General features: G+C 49.1%; 20 protein-coding genes. 9 read left to right on the forward strand and 11 right to left on the reverse strand.

What is annotated here, in order from left to right; all coding sequences use genetic code 11:
- Nucleotides 1-160: 160 nt before the first annotated feature.
- Entirely contained in the window at nucleotides 161-838 is a 678-nt protein-coding gene (locus L3N51_RS09885) for an STK_08120 family protein (RefSeq protein ID WP_238027008.1), read from the forward strand.
- A 29-nt stretch (nucleotides 839-867) separates the two neighbouring features.
- A complete protein-coding gene (locus L3N51_RS09890) occupies nucleotides 868-2,613 on the forward strand; it encodes a prolyl oligopeptidase family serine peptidase (protein WP_238027011.1) in 1,746 nt (581 codons plus the stop codon).
- Here L3N51_RS09890 and L3N51_RS09895 read toward each other — a convergent pair.
- The 3 genes from L3N51_RS09895 to L3N51_RS09905 form a co-directional block, all read right to left on the reverse strand.
- On the reverse strand, nucleotides 2,568-2,747 hold the full coding sequence (locus L3N51_RS09895; protein ID WP_238027013.1) for a hypothetical protein: 180 nt from the start codon (nucleotides 2,745-2,747) through the stop codon (nucleotides 2,568-2,570). The genes L3N51_RS09890 and L3N51_RS09895 overlap by 46 nt on opposite strands.
- A gap of 6 nt (nucleotides 2,748-2,753) precedes the next feature.
- Nucleotides 2,754-3,821, reverse strand: coding sequence for a glucose 1-dehydrogenase (locus L3N51_RS09900; RefSeq protein WP_238027028.1), 1,068 nt, complete (start codon nucleotides 3,819-3,821; stop codon nucleotides 2,754-2,756).
- A 67-nt stretch (nucleotides 3,822-3,888) separates the two neighbouring features.
- Nucleotides 3,889-4,854, reverse strand: coding sequence for a radical SAM/SPASM domain-containing protein (locus tag L3N51_RS09905; RefSeq protein WP_238027035.1), 966 nt, complete (start codon nucleotides 4,852-4,854; stop codon nucleotides 3,889-3,891).
- 128 nt (nucleotides 4,855-4,982) lie between these two features.
- Between L3N51_RS09905 and L3N51_RS09910 the strand changes: the two genes are divergently transcribed.
- On the forward strand, nucleotides 4,983-6,164 hold the full coding sequence (locus L3N51_RS09910; protein ID WP_238027051.1) for a mandelate racemase/muconate lactonizing enzyme family protein: 1,182 nt from the start codon (nucleotides 4,983-4,985) through the stop codon (nucleotides 6,162-6,164).
- Between the two features lie 42 nt (nucleotides 6,165-6,206).
- On the opposite strand, the gene L3N51_RS09915 is transcribed toward L3N51_RS09910, so the two are convergent.
- The 7 genes from L3N51_RS09915 to L3N51_RS09945 form a co-directional block, all read right to left on the reverse strand.
- Nucleotides 6,207-6,833: a PIG-L deacetylase family protein gene (locus L3N51_RS09915; protein WP_238027061.1), complete on the reverse strand. Its 627-nt coding sequence runs from the start codon at nucleotides 6,831-6,833 to the stop codon at nucleotides 6,207-6,209.
- 34 nt (nucleotides 6,834-6,867) lie between these two features.
- Nucleotides 6,868-7,908, reverse strand: a complete 1,041-nt coding sequence (locus tag L3N51_RS09920) for a HoxN/HupN/NixA family nickel/cobalt transporter (RefSeq protein ID WP_238027063.1) — start codon at nucleotides 7,906-7,908, stop codon at nucleotides 6,868-6,870.
- A gap of 157 nt (nucleotides 7,909-8,065) precedes the next feature.
- The gene (locus tag L3N51_RS09925) at nucleotides 8,066-9,229 is read right to left on the reverse strand and encodes a glycosyltransferase family 4 protein (RefSeq protein WP_238027064.1); all 1,164 of its coding nucleotides are present in this window, start codon (nucleotides 9,227-9,229) and stop codon (nucleotides 8,066-8,068) included.
- Nucleotides 9,230-9,274: 45 nt separating this feature from the next.
- Complete coding sequence (locus tag L3N51_RS09930) at nucleotides 9,275-9,664, reverse strand: type II toxin-antitoxin system VapC family toxin (protein ID WP_238027065.1); 390 nt, start codon at nucleotides 9,662-9,664, stop codon at nucleotides 9,275-9,277.
- Nucleotides 9,661-9,921, reverse strand: coding sequence for an AbrB/MazE/SpoVT family DNA-binding domain-containing protein (locus L3N51_RS09935; protein WP_238027066.1), 261 nt, complete (start codon nucleotides 9,919-9,921; stop codon nucleotides 9,661-9,663). Before L3N51_RS09935 ends, L3N51_RS09930 begins: the two co-directional genes overlap by 4 nt.
- Before the next feature lie 158 nt (nucleotides 9,922-10,079).
- On the reverse strand, nucleotides 10,080-10,712 hold the full coding sequence (locus L3N51_RS09940; protein WP_238027067.1) for a type 1 glutamine amidotransferase: 633 nt from the start codon (nucleotides 10,710-10,712) through the stop codon (nucleotides 10,080-10,082).
- A 169-nt stretch (nucleotides 10,713-10,881) separates the two neighbouring features.
- A complete protein-coding gene (locus L3N51_RS09945; RefSeq protein WP_238027068.1) occupies nucleotides 10,882-11,403 on the reverse strand; it encodes a PaREP1 family protein in 522 nt (173 codons plus the stop codon).
- Nucleotides 11,404-11,884: 481 nt separating this feature from the next.
- Here L3N51_RS09945 and L3N51_RS09950 point away from each other — a divergent pair, with 481 nt between their 5' ends.
- The 6 genes from L3N51_RS09950 to L3N51_RS09975 all read left to right on the forward strand — a co-directional run bounded on the left by L3N51_RS09950 (nucleotide 11,885) and on the right by L3N51_RS09975 (nucleotide 16,358).
- Nucleotides 11,885-12,535: a cyclase family protein gene (locus tag L3N51_RS09950; RefSeq protein WP_238027069.1), complete on the forward strand. Its 651-nt coding sequence runs from the start codon at nucleotides 11,885-11,887 to the stop codon at nucleotides 12,533-12,535.
- A gap of 1 nt (nucleotide 12,536) precedes the next feature.
- Nucleotides 12,537-13,037: an OsmC family protein gene (locus L3N51_RS09955; RefSeq protein ID WP_238027070.1), complete on the forward strand. Its 501-nt coding sequence runs from the start codon at nucleotides 12,537-12,539 to the stop codon at nucleotides 13,035-13,037.
- Between the two features lie 185 nt (nucleotides 13,038-13,222).
- Nucleotides 13,223-14,575, forward strand: coding sequence for an APC family permease (locus tag L3N51_RS09960; RefSeq protein WP_238027071.1), 1,353 nt, complete (start codon nucleotides 13,223-13,225; stop codon nucleotides 14,573-14,575).
- 196 nt (nucleotides 14,576-14,771) lie between these two features.
- On the forward strand, nucleotides 14,772-15,224 hold the full coding sequence (locus tag L3N51_RS09965; protein ID WP_238027072.1) for a peroxiredoxin: 453 nt from the start codon (nucleotides 14,772-14,774) through the stop codon (nucleotides 15,222-15,224).
- 75 nt (nucleotides 15,225-15,299) lie between these two features.
- Nucleotides 15,300-15,719, forward strand: coding sequence for a hypothetical protein (locus L3N51_RS09970; protein WP_238027073.1), 420 nt, complete (start codon nucleotides 15,300-15,302; stop codon nucleotides 15,717-15,719).
- 15 nt (nucleotides 15,720-15,734) lie between these two features.
- Nucleotides 15,735-16,358, forward strand: a complete 624-nt coding sequence (locus L3N51_RS09975) for a hypothetical protein (RefSeq protein WP_238027074.1) — start codon at nucleotides 15,735-15,737, stop codon at nucleotides 16,356-16,358.
- 38 nt (nucleotides 16,359-16,396) lie between these two features.
- On the opposite strand, the gene L3N51_RS09980 is transcribed toward L3N51_RS09975, so the two are convergent.
- The gene (locus L3N51_RS09980) at nucleotides 16,397-17,026 is read right to left on the reverse strand and encodes a hypothetical protein (RefSeq protein WP_238027075.1); all 630 of its coding nucleotides are present in this window, start codon (nucleotides 17,024-17,026) and stop codon (nucleotides 16,397-16,399) included.
- Between the last annotated feature and the right edge of the window lie 252 nt (nucleotides 17,027-17,278).

The following is a 17,278-nucleotide window of genomic DNA, read 5'->3' on the forward strand; positions in this document are numbered from 1 at the left end:
GGTTAGGTTCGCTCTCTTCCCGTTAAAGTTTCCTTAAATGCACACCATGATTCCACGGGAGTGATCCAACCGCACCTTCAGTCCCGTTGGAATATCCCCCAATTTTCAACAATGATTCCATCATCCCTTATTTATTAACTAAGAATCATAATTATAAAATGTGGAAGTCACATACGAATTTGAAACGAGCAAACCCAGTAACGTGGTTAAGGAGTACCTATCCAATCCGCACAACCTCATGAAGTACGTCCCAAGCTTCAAGAGTCTAAAGGAGACTGAGGAGGGCTGGGAACTTCAGGTCTCATGGATGATAACGGTCACGCTCAGGGTGACAATGCAACAGTCCAGGGACGAGATAACTTACCTCATCAAGAAAACCCAGGGACTTGTGAAGGTAAACTCATACCTGCGCTTCCTCATCCTCCCCACCAGGGACAGGACCGTGGTGAGATTAACCTTCTTTTACAGGGGACCCTTTGAGAGGGTTGCCAAGAGACAGACCGAGGAATTCTATAGAAGGGGCGTGGAAATATTTAAGAGGGATCTGGAATCGATCCCCAGCGAGGAAAGAAGGGAAGAACGGGGAGTTCCTAGCAACGTTAAGCTACTTCTGGGCATGAAGACCCTCCTCTCTAAACAGGTGGGAAAGGATCAGCTAGATGAAATTCTGGAGCAGGCCATGCTCTGGAGCGTGAATTCACAGGTGGTTGTACTCGTCTCGGACGGTTCCAGAAAAGTGGAGTTAAGGTTTAGAAATGGGGACCTTGAGAGCGGTGGAGATTTGTCGGAACTGGGCGACATGATCACGGTAATTGTGAAGGGAGAGAAAGGAGGTTAACCAAATTATCCTAGGTTGCTAACTAGCTCATGGATCCCTTTGAATACCTTGAAAACCTAGATGATCCCAGGACGAAGGAGTTCATTGAGGAGGAGAGCAGGAGGTCCTCCTTCCTTCAGGAGAGGGCGAAGCTCCACTACCAGTCCATCCTTACGAGGCTTGTTGAGGAGAGGCCCATCGCGCTGGTGGGCACAGGAAAGGGACTGGCCATCCTAGTCAGATCTAGAGAGGGAGTTCACGCTGAGATCAACGGAAACGTGGTTAGGAGCGAGAGGGAACAGGACGTTTTCAACTCCCTGGAGAAGGTGTGGAACTCAAACCTAGTGAGAATAGGAGTGGGAATTGCTGGGTCTGACCAGGGATATTCCCTCCTGGTGGACGATCATGGCCAGGTGGTGAGGAGAGTCCAGGGACTAGTTAATCAATTCTTCTATCTGAATGGTAGGTTATGTTACGTTAAAGAGTACAGAACAGAGAGCTCCCCAGACGGTGTACCTCCTGCCGTGGAGAGGATATTCTGCGAGGAGGAGATGCTCCCCTTCTACCCTGGGAGGGGTGAATGGATATCAGTTAAGGCAGAGGGGGATAACATTCTCCTGGTGAGGGGAATAGGTTGGAGCAAGAAGGTGATCTATCGAAACTTCGAGAAAATGGATGAGGGTGATATCACCTCTTACGACATGAACGGAGGAAGAGTATATTACGTCAAAGGAAATTCCCTTGTTCGGGATGGAAAGGAGTTATTCACCCTAGATAGGCCAGTCCTGGACATGAAGGTGATGGATGACGGAATTCTGACCCTTGAGATTAGGAATTACAGAACCTCTCTCGTGAAGTACTCCGAGGAGGGAAGGGAGACCTGGAGTTACACGCGGGATCATATACTTTCCTTTGACGTTGTGGAAAACGAGATCTATGCACTGGAGACCTCATTCAACAAGTCCTATGCCATTTTCAAGATTGAGGATGGGAAGGTAGAGGTTCTGAAAAGTGGAAGAGAGGAGAAGCTCACGGTGAAGGAGGTATACGTACAGGGAGACGTCCTTCTGCATGGGTTCCTTCTTACCAAGGGTGGAAACAGGGGAGTCGTGGTTTACGGTTACGGTGGTTTCTCAATTCCCTTGTTGCCCAGCTATAATCCTCTCTTTCTCGAGCTAATGGATTCAGGTTACTCCGTCCTGGTCACAAACCTCAGGGGAGGCTTCGAAAATGGGGAGGAATGGCATAAGGCTGGAATGCTCAGGAACAAGATGAACGTGTTCAAGGACTTCTCAGAGTTCCTCCAGGTCGTGAAGATGATGGGAGGGAGAACCATAGCCATGGGTGGAAGTAACGGTGGACTGCTGGTGGGGGCAACCCTCAATCTCTATACCCACCTGGTTGACTGTGGGGTGATAGGGTATCCAGTCCTGGACATGTTGAAATTCCACAGGTATCTGGCGGGGATGTACTGGGTTCCAGAGTACGGAAACCCTGAAACTGACGCTGATTTCCTTCAGTCGTATAGCCCCTACCACAACCTGAAGAAGGGTCTTCCACCTACCCTGGTGTACACGGGGCTAAATGACGATAGGGTCCACCCCATGCACGCACTTAAGTATGTGGCCAAGTCCAGGGAGCTGGGGAACAGGGTTTACCTCTTCGTGAACAGGAGGGCTGGACACAACCTGAGCAGGCCTGAGGCTAGCGCTGAGGAGATGTCCGTGATAGTCTCCTTCGTGGAACAGTGTCACTCGCTGGATTCCTCCTTCCAGAACTTCACCATGAAGATGTAGATGGAGAGGGCCCATATGACCGAGATGATGGTAAGTATCAATCCCACGGTGAAGTCCTTTAACGTGAGATACACACCAAAGACTGTGAGGAAAAGGAGCCCGGACACCACGTAAAGTAACTCCGTTCTTTCCATTCATTCTCACAAAGTCCAATCTATGACGGTCTTTATCTCCCCTGGGACCTTCTCCCTCAGGACCTGTGGAGCCTCCTCAACGCTAACCCTCTTGGTAATCATCCTTTCAAGGATACCTGGATATCTGGACTTCCACTCCATGAGCAGGTTAACCCCACCCTCAAAGTCGGCCTTTGACGCATTTACGCTTCCAAAGATGAGCACGTTATTCTCCACCAGGGCTGTTACATCATCCGCTGTAAGCTGATATTTTTCCAGTCCCGTTGTCCCGAAAAGGATAACCGCCCCGTTTTTCCTTACTCTGGAAAGGAGCGGTACGATGGCCGAGGGATGACCAGACGTATCCACGAGAAGGTCGGGCTCAAGATCCCCATGTTCCGAGGTGTTAACGAAGGTCGCACCTATCCCCCTGGTGATCTCGCTTTCCACGTTGGAAGGAGGCCTTCTGTTCGCCACTATTACCTGAAACCCCATGCTTCGGAGACCCATGGAGAACAGGAGACCAATGGGACCGCTTCCCAGAACCACAGCCGTTCTACACGAGTAGGTGGAATCGTCGCATCTCCACCACATCCTTCTCTGAAGATATTCCATCTCTGTAAGTGCCTTAACCACATTGGAGAGAGGTTCCAGCAGAACTCCCTCTTCTCCCAGTTCCTTAGGGATCTTCACAAGATATCTTGGGTCCTCAAGGAACTGTTCCCTCATGGTTCCGTGAGCTCCCCTGATCCCTATTTCCGTGAATCTCCCGGTCTCGCAAAAGTCCTGTCTCCCCAGCATACAGTTTAGACACGACCCGCATCCCCTCCTTACCACAGGTACCACCAGGTCTCCGGGACTGAACTCCCCGAAGCCCTTTACCACTTCTCCCAGGGTCTCGTGGCCAAGAACTAGAAAGTCGTATCCTTCAGGAGGTCTGGCAAAGGTGAGCCTACCCGTGACCAGACCCCTATCCGTTCCGCAGAGTCCGTTAAGCTTAGTCCTCACCACTACCTTCCTGTCTACAGATTCCTTCAAAGAGATATCCTTGACCTCAACTCCTTCATTGGGTGGCCTTACAATAATTGCCTTCATAACAGAAATGTCTCCAACTTGGCTTTATCTTTTGGGGGAAACCCGAATGTGGGGCACTTCAACTTTATCACGCCCTTCCCGTAAAGGCCCACTTGCCCATTTCCCTCACATACTCTGCCAGATCTCTCAAACTGTTGAAGGAAGCCGTCTGGAGGTGGAGGTACTCATATCTGGCCACGTCCTCCAGCATCTTCTTTCTCAGCTCCTCAGCCCTTCTTGAACTGAGAAGGTCCTCCAGCCTGTCTCTGATGAGGTTACCTATTATTTCCCCGTTAACGTCATCCGGGTAGGGTAGGTCACCGTTGGGATATACCGTGATGGCATAACTCGTTAACTTGCTGGGAAGTTCCCCACCCACAGCACGTATAAATCCCCAGGAGTTGTTTAGAGTTGAGCCGTACTTCTTCTTGAGATAGGAGAGAACCTGGAAATACTTCTCCCGGTCTGGGGCCAGCTTAACCTTGGAGTCCGGGTAATCCACTGCAGGCATTAGGAGGATCTTGTAACCGCATTCCCTGACCTTTCTCACCTTCTCCTCAAGCTTATCGATGTTATACCTTGTGACCACGGTCTGAACGTTAACCTTCAGGCCATATTCCCTGAATTTGCAGAGCGTGTCGAAGGCCTTTACGTTCCAGTGATATTCGTCAATTGAATAGTGGAGAAAGTCTATCCTCTCGGATAACTTGGTCAGAAAGTCCGGATCGTTCAGCTTGTATCCGTTGGTGGTTAACATCACGTAAAATGAGCCGTCGTGGGCGTACTCCAGGAGTTCTAGGATGTCTGGCCTGGTCGTGGGTTCTCCACCCTCAAAGGATAAAACCACCACGGTGGACCTCAAATTGTCAATGACTCTCTTGAGCTGTTCAGTACTTGCCTCCTCCAGCGTCCCGGAGTAGTAGGAGGGATTGCAGAAGGTGCATCTGAGGTTGCAGTGGGAGGTTACCTTGAACGTGGCGTAGGCGACGCTGTACCATTTCCCAAGAAGCTGAGTGTTTATGAACCACTTTATTGCCTTGAGGTTCCTGTTCAAGGAACCACCCCCATGCTTTCAAAAACCATGAAAATTGTTATGCCAAGAACATTTAAAATCTTATTATCAAAGATTTGATTGAGTAATGAGACTGGAAAGTATATTACTTATTGCGAAGCATTCTAGTTATGAAAATCCAAGAGATTACTCCGTTCGCTCTCTCCTCAAAGGAAAAGGGATCTGCCACCTGGGCCTCCACCATGATTGTGGTGAGGGTAACGACCAGTGATGGTATGGTGGGATATGGAGAGGCCGTGCCCACGTTAAGGGTAAAGCCAGTATTCAGCGCAATTCAACAGGTGAGTAAGGGCTATCTGGGAAAGGAGGTGGAAAGCGTTGAGAGAAACTACCACGAATGGTATAAGCAGGACTTCTACCTGAGCAGGTCCTTTGAGTCCGCCACCGCGACCAGTGCACTGGACATTGCGCTCTGGGATCTGGTGGGAAAGGAACTGGGCGCTCCCCTTCATAAGTTACTTGGAGGGAAGTTCAGGGATCATGTGCCCGTTTACGCCAATGGGTGGTATAGGGATTGCGTAACGCCGGAGGACTTCGCCAGGGAGGCAAAGGAAGTGGTGAAGATGGGATACAGGGCCATGAAGTTCGATCCCTTCGGTCCCTATTACGACTGGATAGATGAACGTGGACTTAACCAGGCTGAAGCCAGGGTGAAGGCAGTAAGGGAGGCAGTGGGCGATGAGGTTGAGATTATGATCGAACATCACGGGAGGTTTAACGCCAACTCGGCCATTGAGATCTCAAGAAGACTTGAAAAGTACAGGCCCCTGTTCGCTGAGGAGCCTGTTCATCATGAGGACGTGGAGGGATACAGGAAGTACAGGATGCACTCTAACCTGAAGGTGGCCATGGGTGAAAGGCTTGTGAGCCTGAAGGAGACCCTTCTTTACCTGAAGGAGGGACTGGTGGACGTGTTACAGCCCGATCTAACCAACATTGGGGGAGTTACAGTGGGCAGGAAGGTAGCGTCGCTGGCCGAGGCCTTTGACGTTGAGGTTGCCTTCCACAACGCCTTTGGTTCCATACAGAACGCTGTGTCCATTCAGCTGGCCTCCGTTATTCCCAACCTGCTCCTGCTGGAAAACTTCTACGACTGGTTCCCCCAGTGGAAGAGAGATCTGGTGAAGAATGGAACTCCCGTGGAGATGGGAAGGGTCAGGGTTCCAGAAAGACCTGGAATTGGGGTGGAGGTTGACGAGAAGGTGTTAGAGGAGTTGAAGAGCGATCCCGTGGCACTGGACGTGGTGGAGGAACCCGTGTGGGTTGTGGGAGGGACGTGGAGAAACTACTAGCGAGGGAAGTGAAATGGTCACTTGGTCATTTCAGTCATGGTTTCAGGTTAAGTGGAGGGAAGCGTTAACGTAGAATGTTTCAAACCTTCCGGTTAATCTCTCAAGGATCTTACCAAGGCCTCCTAATTGCGATCTGTACTCGTTAATTGCCCCAATCTTGGTTTCCCTGTGCTTACATATGTCCACCCTAACCCTTCTCCAGTTTCTAAGTTGAAGCAGTTCTATTTTTCTAGTTCCCCTGGGAAGCCAGATCAGGTAGAACCTTGCCGGGACACCTAACCTCATCACAATCCTTCCCACCTCCGAATGATCTGGATGACCATCGTGGGGAAGGGGTGAATAGACCACCGATGGGTTCCAGGCCCTCATCAGGTCCCTAAGAGCATACTCCACTTCGCCTGCCTTGAGCCTTACATGCGCATCCTCAAATCCCAGGAAGGTTACATCACCTGGTTTTAGCCCGAGCCTGCCCACTGCCCTGTACAGCTCGGATTTCCTGAGCTGGACGAGCTCATTCTTCCCCCTTAAATCCTCACGTGGTGCCCCGTATCTTCCATCCGTAACCACTGCAACGTGAACTTCGTCACCCCTTCTCACATAACGCAGAATTGATCCCCCACAACACAGGGTTTCATCATCTGGATGAGGCGCGATGACGAGAACCTTCAACTCAATTCCTGTCACGGGATCAAGATAAAAGGGTTTACCTGTTGAAGGACCTGGAGACCCTGCTCACCCTTACCCTGTAGACCACTGCAGAAATGCTCCACACGGCCACGAACACAGACACGATGAAGATGCCCACATAGCCCCACTCCGTCCCTCCATTAACCCATGCAATCCAGCTCCAGATTCCTCCCTGAAGGTCCAGCTCAGATTGAAGGAGGCCCAGAAGCTCCAGTGAACCTATCAGGAAGGCGACCATTACCGAGATCACGGTCATGGTGAGGTTATACCACACCTTTCTGAGGGGATCTCCAGCGAAGGCCCATCTGTACGCCCCGTTCATGAAGAATCCATCCGTGGAGTCTATGAGTGTCATCCCTCCTGCAAACAGGGCTGGAAACAGGAGGGCATACCACACTGAGACATTGCTGAACAGCCCGGAGGAGGTGGCGGTGATCGCCAGAAGCGCGGTCTCGGAGGCAGTATCAAACCCGAGCCCGAACAGGAAACCTATGGGATAGAGGTAATACTGATTCCTTATTAACGAGAATAGCCTCCTGAAGTACCTTCCCATCAATCCTCTCTTCTGCAGTACGTTCTCCACCCTTTCGTTGTCCACCTCTCCCCTCATCATTCCCTTGTACAGTTGATATATTTCTAGGGCAACGAAGAAGTTCAGGAAACCCAGCAGGTAGAGAACTCCCCCGCTCACGGAAGTTCCCACAATGGAACCTATCCTCTCCAGACTAGGTATGCTTCCCTCCACCAGTCGCGTGGTGAGCACCAGTCCTAGGGAGAGGAGGAAGACCACAGTGGAGTGCCCCAGGGAAAAGAACGTTCCCACCAGCAGTGAGCTCTTTCCCTCCTGCGTCAGCTTCCTCACGGAGTTGTCTATTGCTGCAAGGTGATCTGCATCCACCGCGTGCCTCAATCCGAGGAAGAACGCGAGAACTCCCAGCGAGAAAAAGGAGACAGAGGATGATCTTGCCTCCTGCGAAATCCTTACAAGTTCAAAAAACAGGATCGCGATCACGGTCAGGTTCAGGACGTAAAATACACCAATTTTACTCCTGATCATGTGGCTGGATAGCCTATCCATATTAAAAGGATTTCGCTACGGAGAGGTGGTAAGACCTGCTCATCAGGGATGAAAGCAAGTTACGACGTTTTGAAATGATGGACTGTCAAATTCCTTTCCAGGTGGGATTCCTTGAGAAGGCAACAGCTCCAGGACGTCAGTATACTCCCGGAAGGGAAAATGTCTTGGCCATCTTATTGATGGACTCAATTTCTGCCAGAGCCACCTTGTCCCAGGAGGAATAAATTTCAGGGAAGATGACGTTGACCTCTCCTTGCTTCAAGCAGAGGGATGCCATACCGGTTAAATTGTCCTCTTCCACAGTGCTGACACCCTTAACTCCCTGATATACCTCCCTTATGGCGGGCGTATCATATGCAACCACGGGAGTGTTCAGAGCCAGCGATTCCAGTACCACAAGGGAGAAACTGTCGTAATGGGAGGGGTACAAGGTGAACTGTGCTCCGGCAACCATCTCATACAGATCCCTCCCTGTCTTGAAGCCCAGATACTCCACGTTAACGTTGAGCCTTTGAATAAGTCTCATGAAATCCTCCTCATCCTCCTCGTCCAGGAATTGACCCATGACATACAGCCTCATGTCTTTGCGCTCATTCACCTTTTTCCAGATGAGGGGGACATCAAAAAGTCCCTTCTCCGGGATCAATCTGGTGAAGTAAACGGCATAATCCTCCTTTTCCCTTCTGAATCTCCTGATGCCAGGGTCTATGGCGTTTCCAGGAATTGTGACGTCGTACGGAATTAAGCCATTCAGACCTGAATAGGCGAGGGGTACCCTACTCACGGAGATGGTGAAGTTCAACTTTCTTGCCCTTATCAGGGATAACCAGGTTCTCTCCTCCCTCCTCGATTCCTGCACGGCCCTCTGGAATCGATCAAGCGCCCTTCCCGTGGGACCTCTAAACTTGATCCTGAAGAGGGTGGAGAGATCCCTATAGAACGGCTCCAGTTGAAGCTGGACTCCCACTGGAGAACTTGTCAGCTTTGAGGCCAGCTCCACATTTTCCCCCGAGTTGCTGTAAACGAGGGCCATGTCATACTTATCGCGGTTCAATCGTTGTGTGAACTCCTCCTCCGAGCTGGCCTCCCTCACGGCATCCAAGGAACTCCATGCCCCCAGATCCCTCAGGATGGAGAGGAGCTCATCCCTGTGCCCATTCAGGGCCAGCCTCACGTTCCTCAGGGAGGGCACGATATCCATGTCCAGATAAGAGGGCAGTCTCCTCATCATCTCCAGGTTTCTCTGATATCCACCGCTGTGTTCCACGAGGCCGAAGTCCACGATCGCGAGAACTTTCAAGTTAGAAAAGTAGAGCAAAAAAGGGTATAAAAGATGAGCAGAGGATCACTCAATCCAGATCCTAGATACCTCCTGAATCCTGTCGAAGTCGGAATCCTCCGTTAGTATTCTCTTTATGGAGTTATTCAGCATCACCGCCACGTGAAGGGCATCGGAGGGAGGAATGGAGTACCTTAGCATTATTCCCTTACCCACCTCGTACTCCCTCAGGGTAATGGGGAGCAGGGTCACATAGGGTAGAACGAGCTGATCCAGGAACTCCACGGTGTCGCTAAAGTCAACCTGATACTTTTTCCTTGAGACGTAAATAACCTCATCCAGCACAAGCGCGTCCAGGGCAAGACTCTCGCTGGACAGAAGTTTCAGATAGAACCTCTTTACCGGATCCACGTTTAGGTTAAGATATACGAGAAAGTTTGCGTCCAGAAATATCAATCTTGGAACTCCTCTTCCAGGGAGAGACCCTTCAGGTCTCCCAGTTGTGCCTTCCTTGCGTAGGCTATCTTCCTGCCATGTTCCTCAAATTTCCTCTCAAGTTCCTTGAAATCAACGTTCCTCTCCCTCTCCAGAATTATTTTTCCGTCCTCGACCCTCAGTTCGAGGGTGTCACCCTCATTGATTCCCAGGAGATCCCTCACACTCTTGGGGATTATCAAGTACCCCTTCTTCCCCACTTCCACCCTGATGGTCAAACTGGCTTCACTAGGGTTTAGCTGGTCAAACTGCACTAAAAATGTTTCGTATCGAGAGACTGGGGATTGGCAGGCAGGATGTAACCCGGTTTTTACCTTGAAAGATATGCGACGGCAAAACTTTGCGGAAAGCCCCTGCGCACCAGGCAAAAACCAGTTTAGAGCCTTAACCACCACTCCACCAAGTAACGGGCTATTCTCATGAAGTGATCCTCCCTTTTCTCCACCTCTCTCGTCAAGCCGGGATCACCACCATACGTCCTGATCCACTCTTCAACCATTCTCGCGTTAACCTCCACATGAAACTGAAGGCCCAGAGCACGCCTAAAATAGAAGGCCTGGAAGTATCGGTTACTGTATGCCAGAAGCTCTGATCCCTCAGGAAGAGAAAAGGTGTCCCCATGCCACTGAAAAACCTCAACCTCTTGCAGTTCCGCCAGTCTCCCCGTGAACCTCACCTTTCCAACACCGACTTCCGGGCCTAGACCACCCTTCACAACTGTGCCACCCAGCGCGTGGGAAAGTAGTTGGGCCCCGAGGCATATCCCTAGAACTCTCTTATTCTCCTTGATGGCCCTCCTGATCAGTTCGAGTTCAATCCTGAGCTGGGGATACTCCTCCATCTCGTATACCCCCATGGGTCCTCCCAGTATTATCAGTCCGTCGAACCTTTCCCCACCCGTCAGGTTTTCCGCGCTCATCGTGATCATATCTATCCCCGATCCCAGAAACTGTTTTAAAGTGCCTAATCCTTCAACCGGATGATTTTGTATCACGAGGTACGTAGCCATGTGGCATTCATGGCCCATGCATTAATATCTGTAAACGCGTTATTGCTGAACTCTTTTCAATCTTGAACTAAGGAGTTAGGTCTATGGCTAAACATTGCGTATGAATTACTTAACAAGATTGGAAATCTAAAGCCTCCATCATTTACCAGATCTAGCGTAAAGCCTTTCCTTAACTGAGCGATTTCAGTTCCTCTTTAAGTCTCTCGGCCAGTAGTTCAACCTCCCTCTCCCTGATATCTGAAAAATATTTCTCCACAAGTTCGGGAATCTGGCTCACCACCTCCACTAGATCCGCTTTCACGTCCTCCTTTCTCCTATATCTAGAGAAATCAGGCTCGAAGCCGTTGTATTGATATTCGTGAAGATCCAGCGCCTTCTCAACTAAAATATCAATGTTTATCCCAATTCTCTTAAAATAATTTGACAGCATCTTCATTGAGTAGGTGGGAACCAGGTGCCCTTTCGTCCTCAGCCAAGTCTTCTCCTCGTTACTGCCCAGTTCTATCAGTTTGCCCTCATACCTGACCACAAGCGCAGAGAGAAGTAACTTCACCGAAGAGAACGCCTTTCCTGCCGAATTCCTTGTAATCCCCTTCTTAAAGAGGTCAATGGCTAAAATGGAATCGTTAATAGCCTCAATGACCCTAGCTAGAACGTAACTTTCATCGACATTTACTAAATCTCTCTCCACGAATTATAATTCCAGTTTAAGTTTAAAACCTGTAAGAGATGTGTTATGGCCATTCAGGTCTCCGTTACGAATTGTAATTAGTTAATCTACGTGAGACGATCAAAATCGATCTATCATTTTCAGCAATACTTTAATGGGAACACGATGTCACACCATGAGCAAGGTAACCATAGAATCCATATATTAACTCCAGGAGGGGTTGACACGCATCATGTTAGACCCCTTATTTCCTAAACACTGGCTCATAAACCTGTTGAAGAGGTAGAGGAGTTCGCAATGAGGGAGGCGGAGAAGATAAGCCCATGGTACGCGAGGTGTAAGAAGCTGAAGAAAAGGGGATCCTTGTATTATCGCGTATTTGAGGAGCCTTTAACGTGAAATACGCAACAAACCGAACTGGGCTTAGGATAGGGTTTAATGAAGCAACCTGTGATGGAACCTTACGTATTGCTTTTTAGGAGTTTAACTACAATATAATGCCATGAATCCAAAAAGAATTTTCGACTTAACCGTAACCCTCCAACCCTTCATGCCTGTATGGCCCACCAATCCCATGGTGGAGATAAGGCCAGTTGGGATAATGAGTAGGGACGGATATAACGTGGAAACAATCTCCTTTGCCACACACACTGGAACACATATAGATGCTCCCTATCATTTCGACGAGTATGGCGTTACGGTGGACAGGATTGACCTAAATATCCTGGTGAACAGGGGCTACTGCATATCTCCCAAGATAAAGGGTAAGGAGATCACCGCAGAGGCGCTGAAGGAGGTATGGAAGCCTGAATACGACGGAAAGACTATCCTGATAAGGACAGGATGGGACAAGAAGAGGGCCTTCACCAGGGAGTTCCTCTATGACTTTCCCGGACTATCGCTTGATGGGGCAGAGTTCATCATGTCCCGAGGAATTAAGCTGGTGGGTATAGACACTCTGGGAATTGAGCCGTACGATCACACGGACTTCAGGGTGCACAAGAAACTTCTGAGTAACGGGGTTGTGGTGATAGAGGACCTAGCCAATCTGGATCAGCTGGAAATCGGAAAGGAGTACCTCATAGTGGCTCTCCCCATCAAGGTGGGCAGGGGAAGTGGCGCCATGGCCAGGGTAATAGCTATGGAGGATTAACATGAGGATTAATAACATTGACCAGGACTCTCTGACAGCAGTGAGGGAGAGGGCCTCCAGGGAAGGATCAATTCCCATGGAGAGGCATATAGAGGGAGAGTTCAGACTGGAAGGCTCCCCGATGTTTGTCGCAGAAATGAAAACCGAGACCACGAGAGTAATTGTCACCGCAGACGAACCCAGGATTCTGGGGGGACAGGGAGTTCACGGAACTCCCCTGAGCTATGTGCTCTTCGGGATAATGGCCTGCTTTGCCTCAACTCTGGCTATAGAGGCCTCTCAGGCCGGGATAACGATGGGGAAGCTCAGCGTGAGGGGTCATATATACTACGATCTAGCCCCAGTGGTCACTGACAAGGAAGGCCCAATAATAAAGAGGCTTGTGCTAGAGGTGATCAGCGATAAGGACCTTTCCGGGATCCTGGATAGAGCTGAGAAAAAGTGTCCCGCACTATATCTGGCCAAGAATCCAATTCCTGTTGAAGTAAAACAGGTCCAGTAGATCGCAATCCCAACTCACTTTTTCATGTTCAATTTTTCTGTGTTTGTATCCGGTCCCAACCAAGAATGTGTTTTCATGATAAAATTTAAACTTACCATAAAATGTTACACAGAGTTCAGGTCTTCTAAACTCTGTTCACTTTTTTCATGAAACGCTTAAATACTAGTCAGATTTCTTAGCTGTAAATGAGCAAGAAAGAACTTGCTAAGGGATCTGTTTCATATAGAGAAGTGGTGGCTCAGGGAGTTGGTGGAGCGGCCCCTGCAATGGCGAGCCTTGTCACACTTACGGGTGCAGCCGCTTATGCCTACGGTTCCCTTCCCCTTGCCGTGCTTCTGGCTACGGTTGCCGTTCTCCTTGATGCAACAAGACTATCAATAACGAGCAGATACGTTCAGAGCGCGGGCGGAATTTACGCTTTCATCTCTGAGGGGTTAGGAAAGAAAGTTGGCTATTTCGTGGGTTGGGCTTACGTTTTGTACGCCCTCACGGCACTAGTTTTTATCTATCTTTCCATTGGGGTTTTCCTTCCTGGAGCCCTTCAGGTCTTGGGCGTTAACACCCCTGGATGGATCTGGGCTCCTCTAGTTGTAGCGGTTGCCTTATTTGGAGGTATACTATCCTACTTGGGTATAAGGCCATCCCTGAAGTTCACACTGACCATGAGCATCCTTGAAATAGCCTTCATCCTGGGCACATCCCTACTGATCTTCACCAGGGTACCTCCAGATCCTGCAACTTTCACCCTCAAGTACGCACCACCTCCCTCCGCCTTCAACGTTGGCGTGGGTATGGCCTTTGTCTTCCTGGCATTCGCTGGATATGAGACCACATCTGTGCTGGGAGAGGAAGCGGTGGACCCCAAGAACACGATCACCAAGGGGGTTTTCACGAGCGCCTTACTCGTGGGAATAACTTACCTGATGGCCAGTGAGGCCTTCACTGTGGGATGGGGAGTTAATGACATGTCATCCTTCTTCAACGAGCTGGTTCCCGGTATTATTCTGGGAATGAGATTTGGAGGCTTCATTCTAGCACTCATTCTGACGATTCTGCTTATCAACAGCGGGCTCACAGATTCTGTGACCTTTTTCAATACTGTCTCCAGAGTGGTCTACGCCATGGCCAGGGATGGAGTTCTGGACAAGAGACTTGAGGGGATACACGATAACAACAGGACACCACACGTTGCCATCATCTTCTCCCTTATTTTCTCCCTCCTCTATACACTGATATTCTCCGCGGTGATAGGACCTGCAAACGTCTTCCTAGCTGTGGGAATCACCACCACCTTCGGTTTCCTGATCGCCATATTTACAGCAAACATAAGCCTTCTGTTCATCCTGAAGAGGTTCAGCAAGCTTAACATATGGAACATTCTCCTCACTGCGGTGATAAATCTGATACTGGGCTTCGTAATATTTGCCAATATAGTTACCACCGCAGTCAACTCCTTCGTCCTCATCGGTGTGGGCACTTTCGCCGGATGGATGGTGGTGGGGGCAATTTACAGCTGGTTTAGAAAGGTTAGAACGTGAAAACAACTCGAGGATTTTTGGGGGGATTACACCTCAGAGAGAACATGCTTACTGCTGGGGGATGGAGTGAGGTTATAACCGGGAAAGTCAGGTAAGCCAGCTGACTAGCTCTCTTACTAATTTTATGTATTTTTCTAAAAATCTTAGATAGCATCATTGAACAAATCATTTTAAACTAGTTCTCGAAACTTTCGATATGAAGCTGAAGGTAGGTGATCAGGCTCCAGATTTCGAGGGCGTAAACGAGAAGGGGGAGAAGGTAAGGCTCTCGGACTTCAGGGGCAAGTATGTTGTTCTGTATTTCTACCCCAAGGACGACACTCCGGGATGCAGGGCGGAGGCTCTGAGCTTCAAGGAGAACTGGGACGAGATCCTGAAGAGGGGCGCCGTGGTGCTGGGGGTAAGCGGAGACTCACCCGAATCCCACGTGAGATTTAAGGAGAAGTACGGTCTTCCCTTCACCCTGATCAGCGATAAGGGAGATAGAATAAGGGAGCTCTACGGAGCCAAGGGGCTTCTAATTCCCGGGAGAGTAACCTTCGTGATTGATCCAGAGGGAAAGATAAGGTTGATCTATTCCTCGCAGATGAGTCCAACCTCCCACGTTAAGGAGGCCCTGAAGGTTATCCCTCCCACCCCACTCACGTGAGGGTTCAGCCAGAAAATTGGTAATGATATTAATCGAAACAGAAACCTTAATTTAGTCAGCCCTCAAGATTGACTTATGAGAACTGATATTCTCGTGTTTCTGGCCTACAAGTATGCCAAGGATGGCAAGAAGGACGTGATCTGCAGGGAGATGGCGGACAGGAGGTTTGTGATCGTATCCAGTAAAAAGACCACCGATCTGCTCCTTTACTTGATCTCGAGGAATATTGGCCTTGAATCAGTGATGTACGTTGTGGACTCCAACACTCACGTTTCCTTCTCCAAGGCGGAGGACCTTAACGCGTTAATAAGAGAGATCTCCATGACCATGTATGACGACGACAATAAGACCTTCTTACAGAGACTGGAGGATGACGGATCCTTCTTCTTCATAACCGAGCGGAACGGAATATATGTTCTCAAGAGACTTGAGTCGGAGGATTTCTTCAAGATGTGCACTGGGGAGGAGAAGGGAGGATCTCATCCCCATGTATAGGAAAAAGTGTTTTTCATGATGGTCGATATCCAGCACGTTGGGATCAGGGGATACGAGAGAGACCTTGGACTGGATCTGGTTCTTCTCAATCCGTCCTACAGGCTGGGATGTCAATGTTGCGTGGATGGGTTTTACCAGCAGTACCTCTGGTCCAAGGGAAGAAAGGGGTTCATTCAGCTGGGTATTTATAATCCGCGTTGCAGAGTACCGGTGGAGGTTGAACTTGAGAGGCAGATCAGCAAGGGAATTGCGGGAGTAGTTCTGAACCCGGCAAACCATGGATATGCCCTGAAGGAGGCCAAGAGGGTCGTGGATTACGTGAACAGGAGGAAACTTAACATATATCTCTACACCAAGACGCTTGGCCTAGAGGAGCTGGAGGCACTGAATGACGGACTGGACGTGAACTTAATAATTTTGGATCCCAGAGATGAGATCTCTCCGCTGTTCCGCGAGACAAACGTTTACGTTAATGTAAGGGACTATACGGGAGATGTTTCTAGGAGGAGGGCTATCCTTGGCACATTTTACCCTTACGAGAGGGAGGAGAGGGCGAGGGACTTACTATTAAGGTTTGGGTGGACGTTCAATAACCTGCTTGAACTCGTTCAACCCTGGCTTAATGATGTAACCGACTAGTAAAGACAGGATCTTCACGGTCAACATCTTCTTGCCCGTTATCCCTTCAACCTAGTTTCCCTGGCCCTCCTCAACTCCTCCATCATGTTCATTATCTCGTTGAAGGGTGCCAGGGCCTCAAGGTGAACCCTACCGTCGGATACTATTTTCACCGCCTCGGGATATATCTCGTTCAGCCTCCTTAACGCGAATCCCTTATCAGTGATGAGCCCCAGACCGAAGTTAATGTGCCTGGCTTCATCCTCTATGATGCGCTTTATCCCCCTCGTGAACTGGGTCAAACCGTACCTCTCTCCCACACTTCTCAGAATATTTAACCCTGTGGTTGCAAGAATGCCCTCCGTAACGAGATGGAATCTGGTCACTATCCTCTGGATGTCACCGCTCTCAAAGTCCTTGGTCAGCTCATCAAAGAACGTGATGTATGAACCTGGTAGTTCAATCTCCGAGAATGGTTCATCCCTGAAATAGCTCTCAAAGAAGTCGAAATGTTCAAGCTCCTCCTGATACTGCTGTGGCGAGTATCCCCTCACGTTGCCCACGAACTTCATGGAGAGGGGTCTCAGAATACTCCATCTTGCCATATACTTTTTGGGATAAAAATGGGCTGATAAATACCTTATACCAAATCTAACTTCTTCAGGAATTTGATTCCAGTTAGAGTCCATATAGATAAGTCATTAATATAAGCTAAAAACTTTTTTATAAAAATAATTAAAATGAGTCATGCGACCATGAGCCATGTTTAATGAAGAGACCATTCAAATCGTAAAGTGTTCAATGACCACGTTATCGCCTAGAAATGGGCAATTAAATACATTTAAAGTACTCAATTCAAATCATCAATTGTCTATTTTCACACTGCATTTATGTAAAGCTTATAAAATGTATATAAAGTTAAACAACAATATAGAGATATG

Origin of the sequence: Metallosphaera javensis (ex Hofmann et al. 2022) (assembly GCF_022064045.1) — an archaeon.
Lineage (GTDB): Archaea > Thermoproteota > Thermoprotei_A > Sulfolobales > Sulfolobaceae > Metallosphaera > Metallosphaera javensis.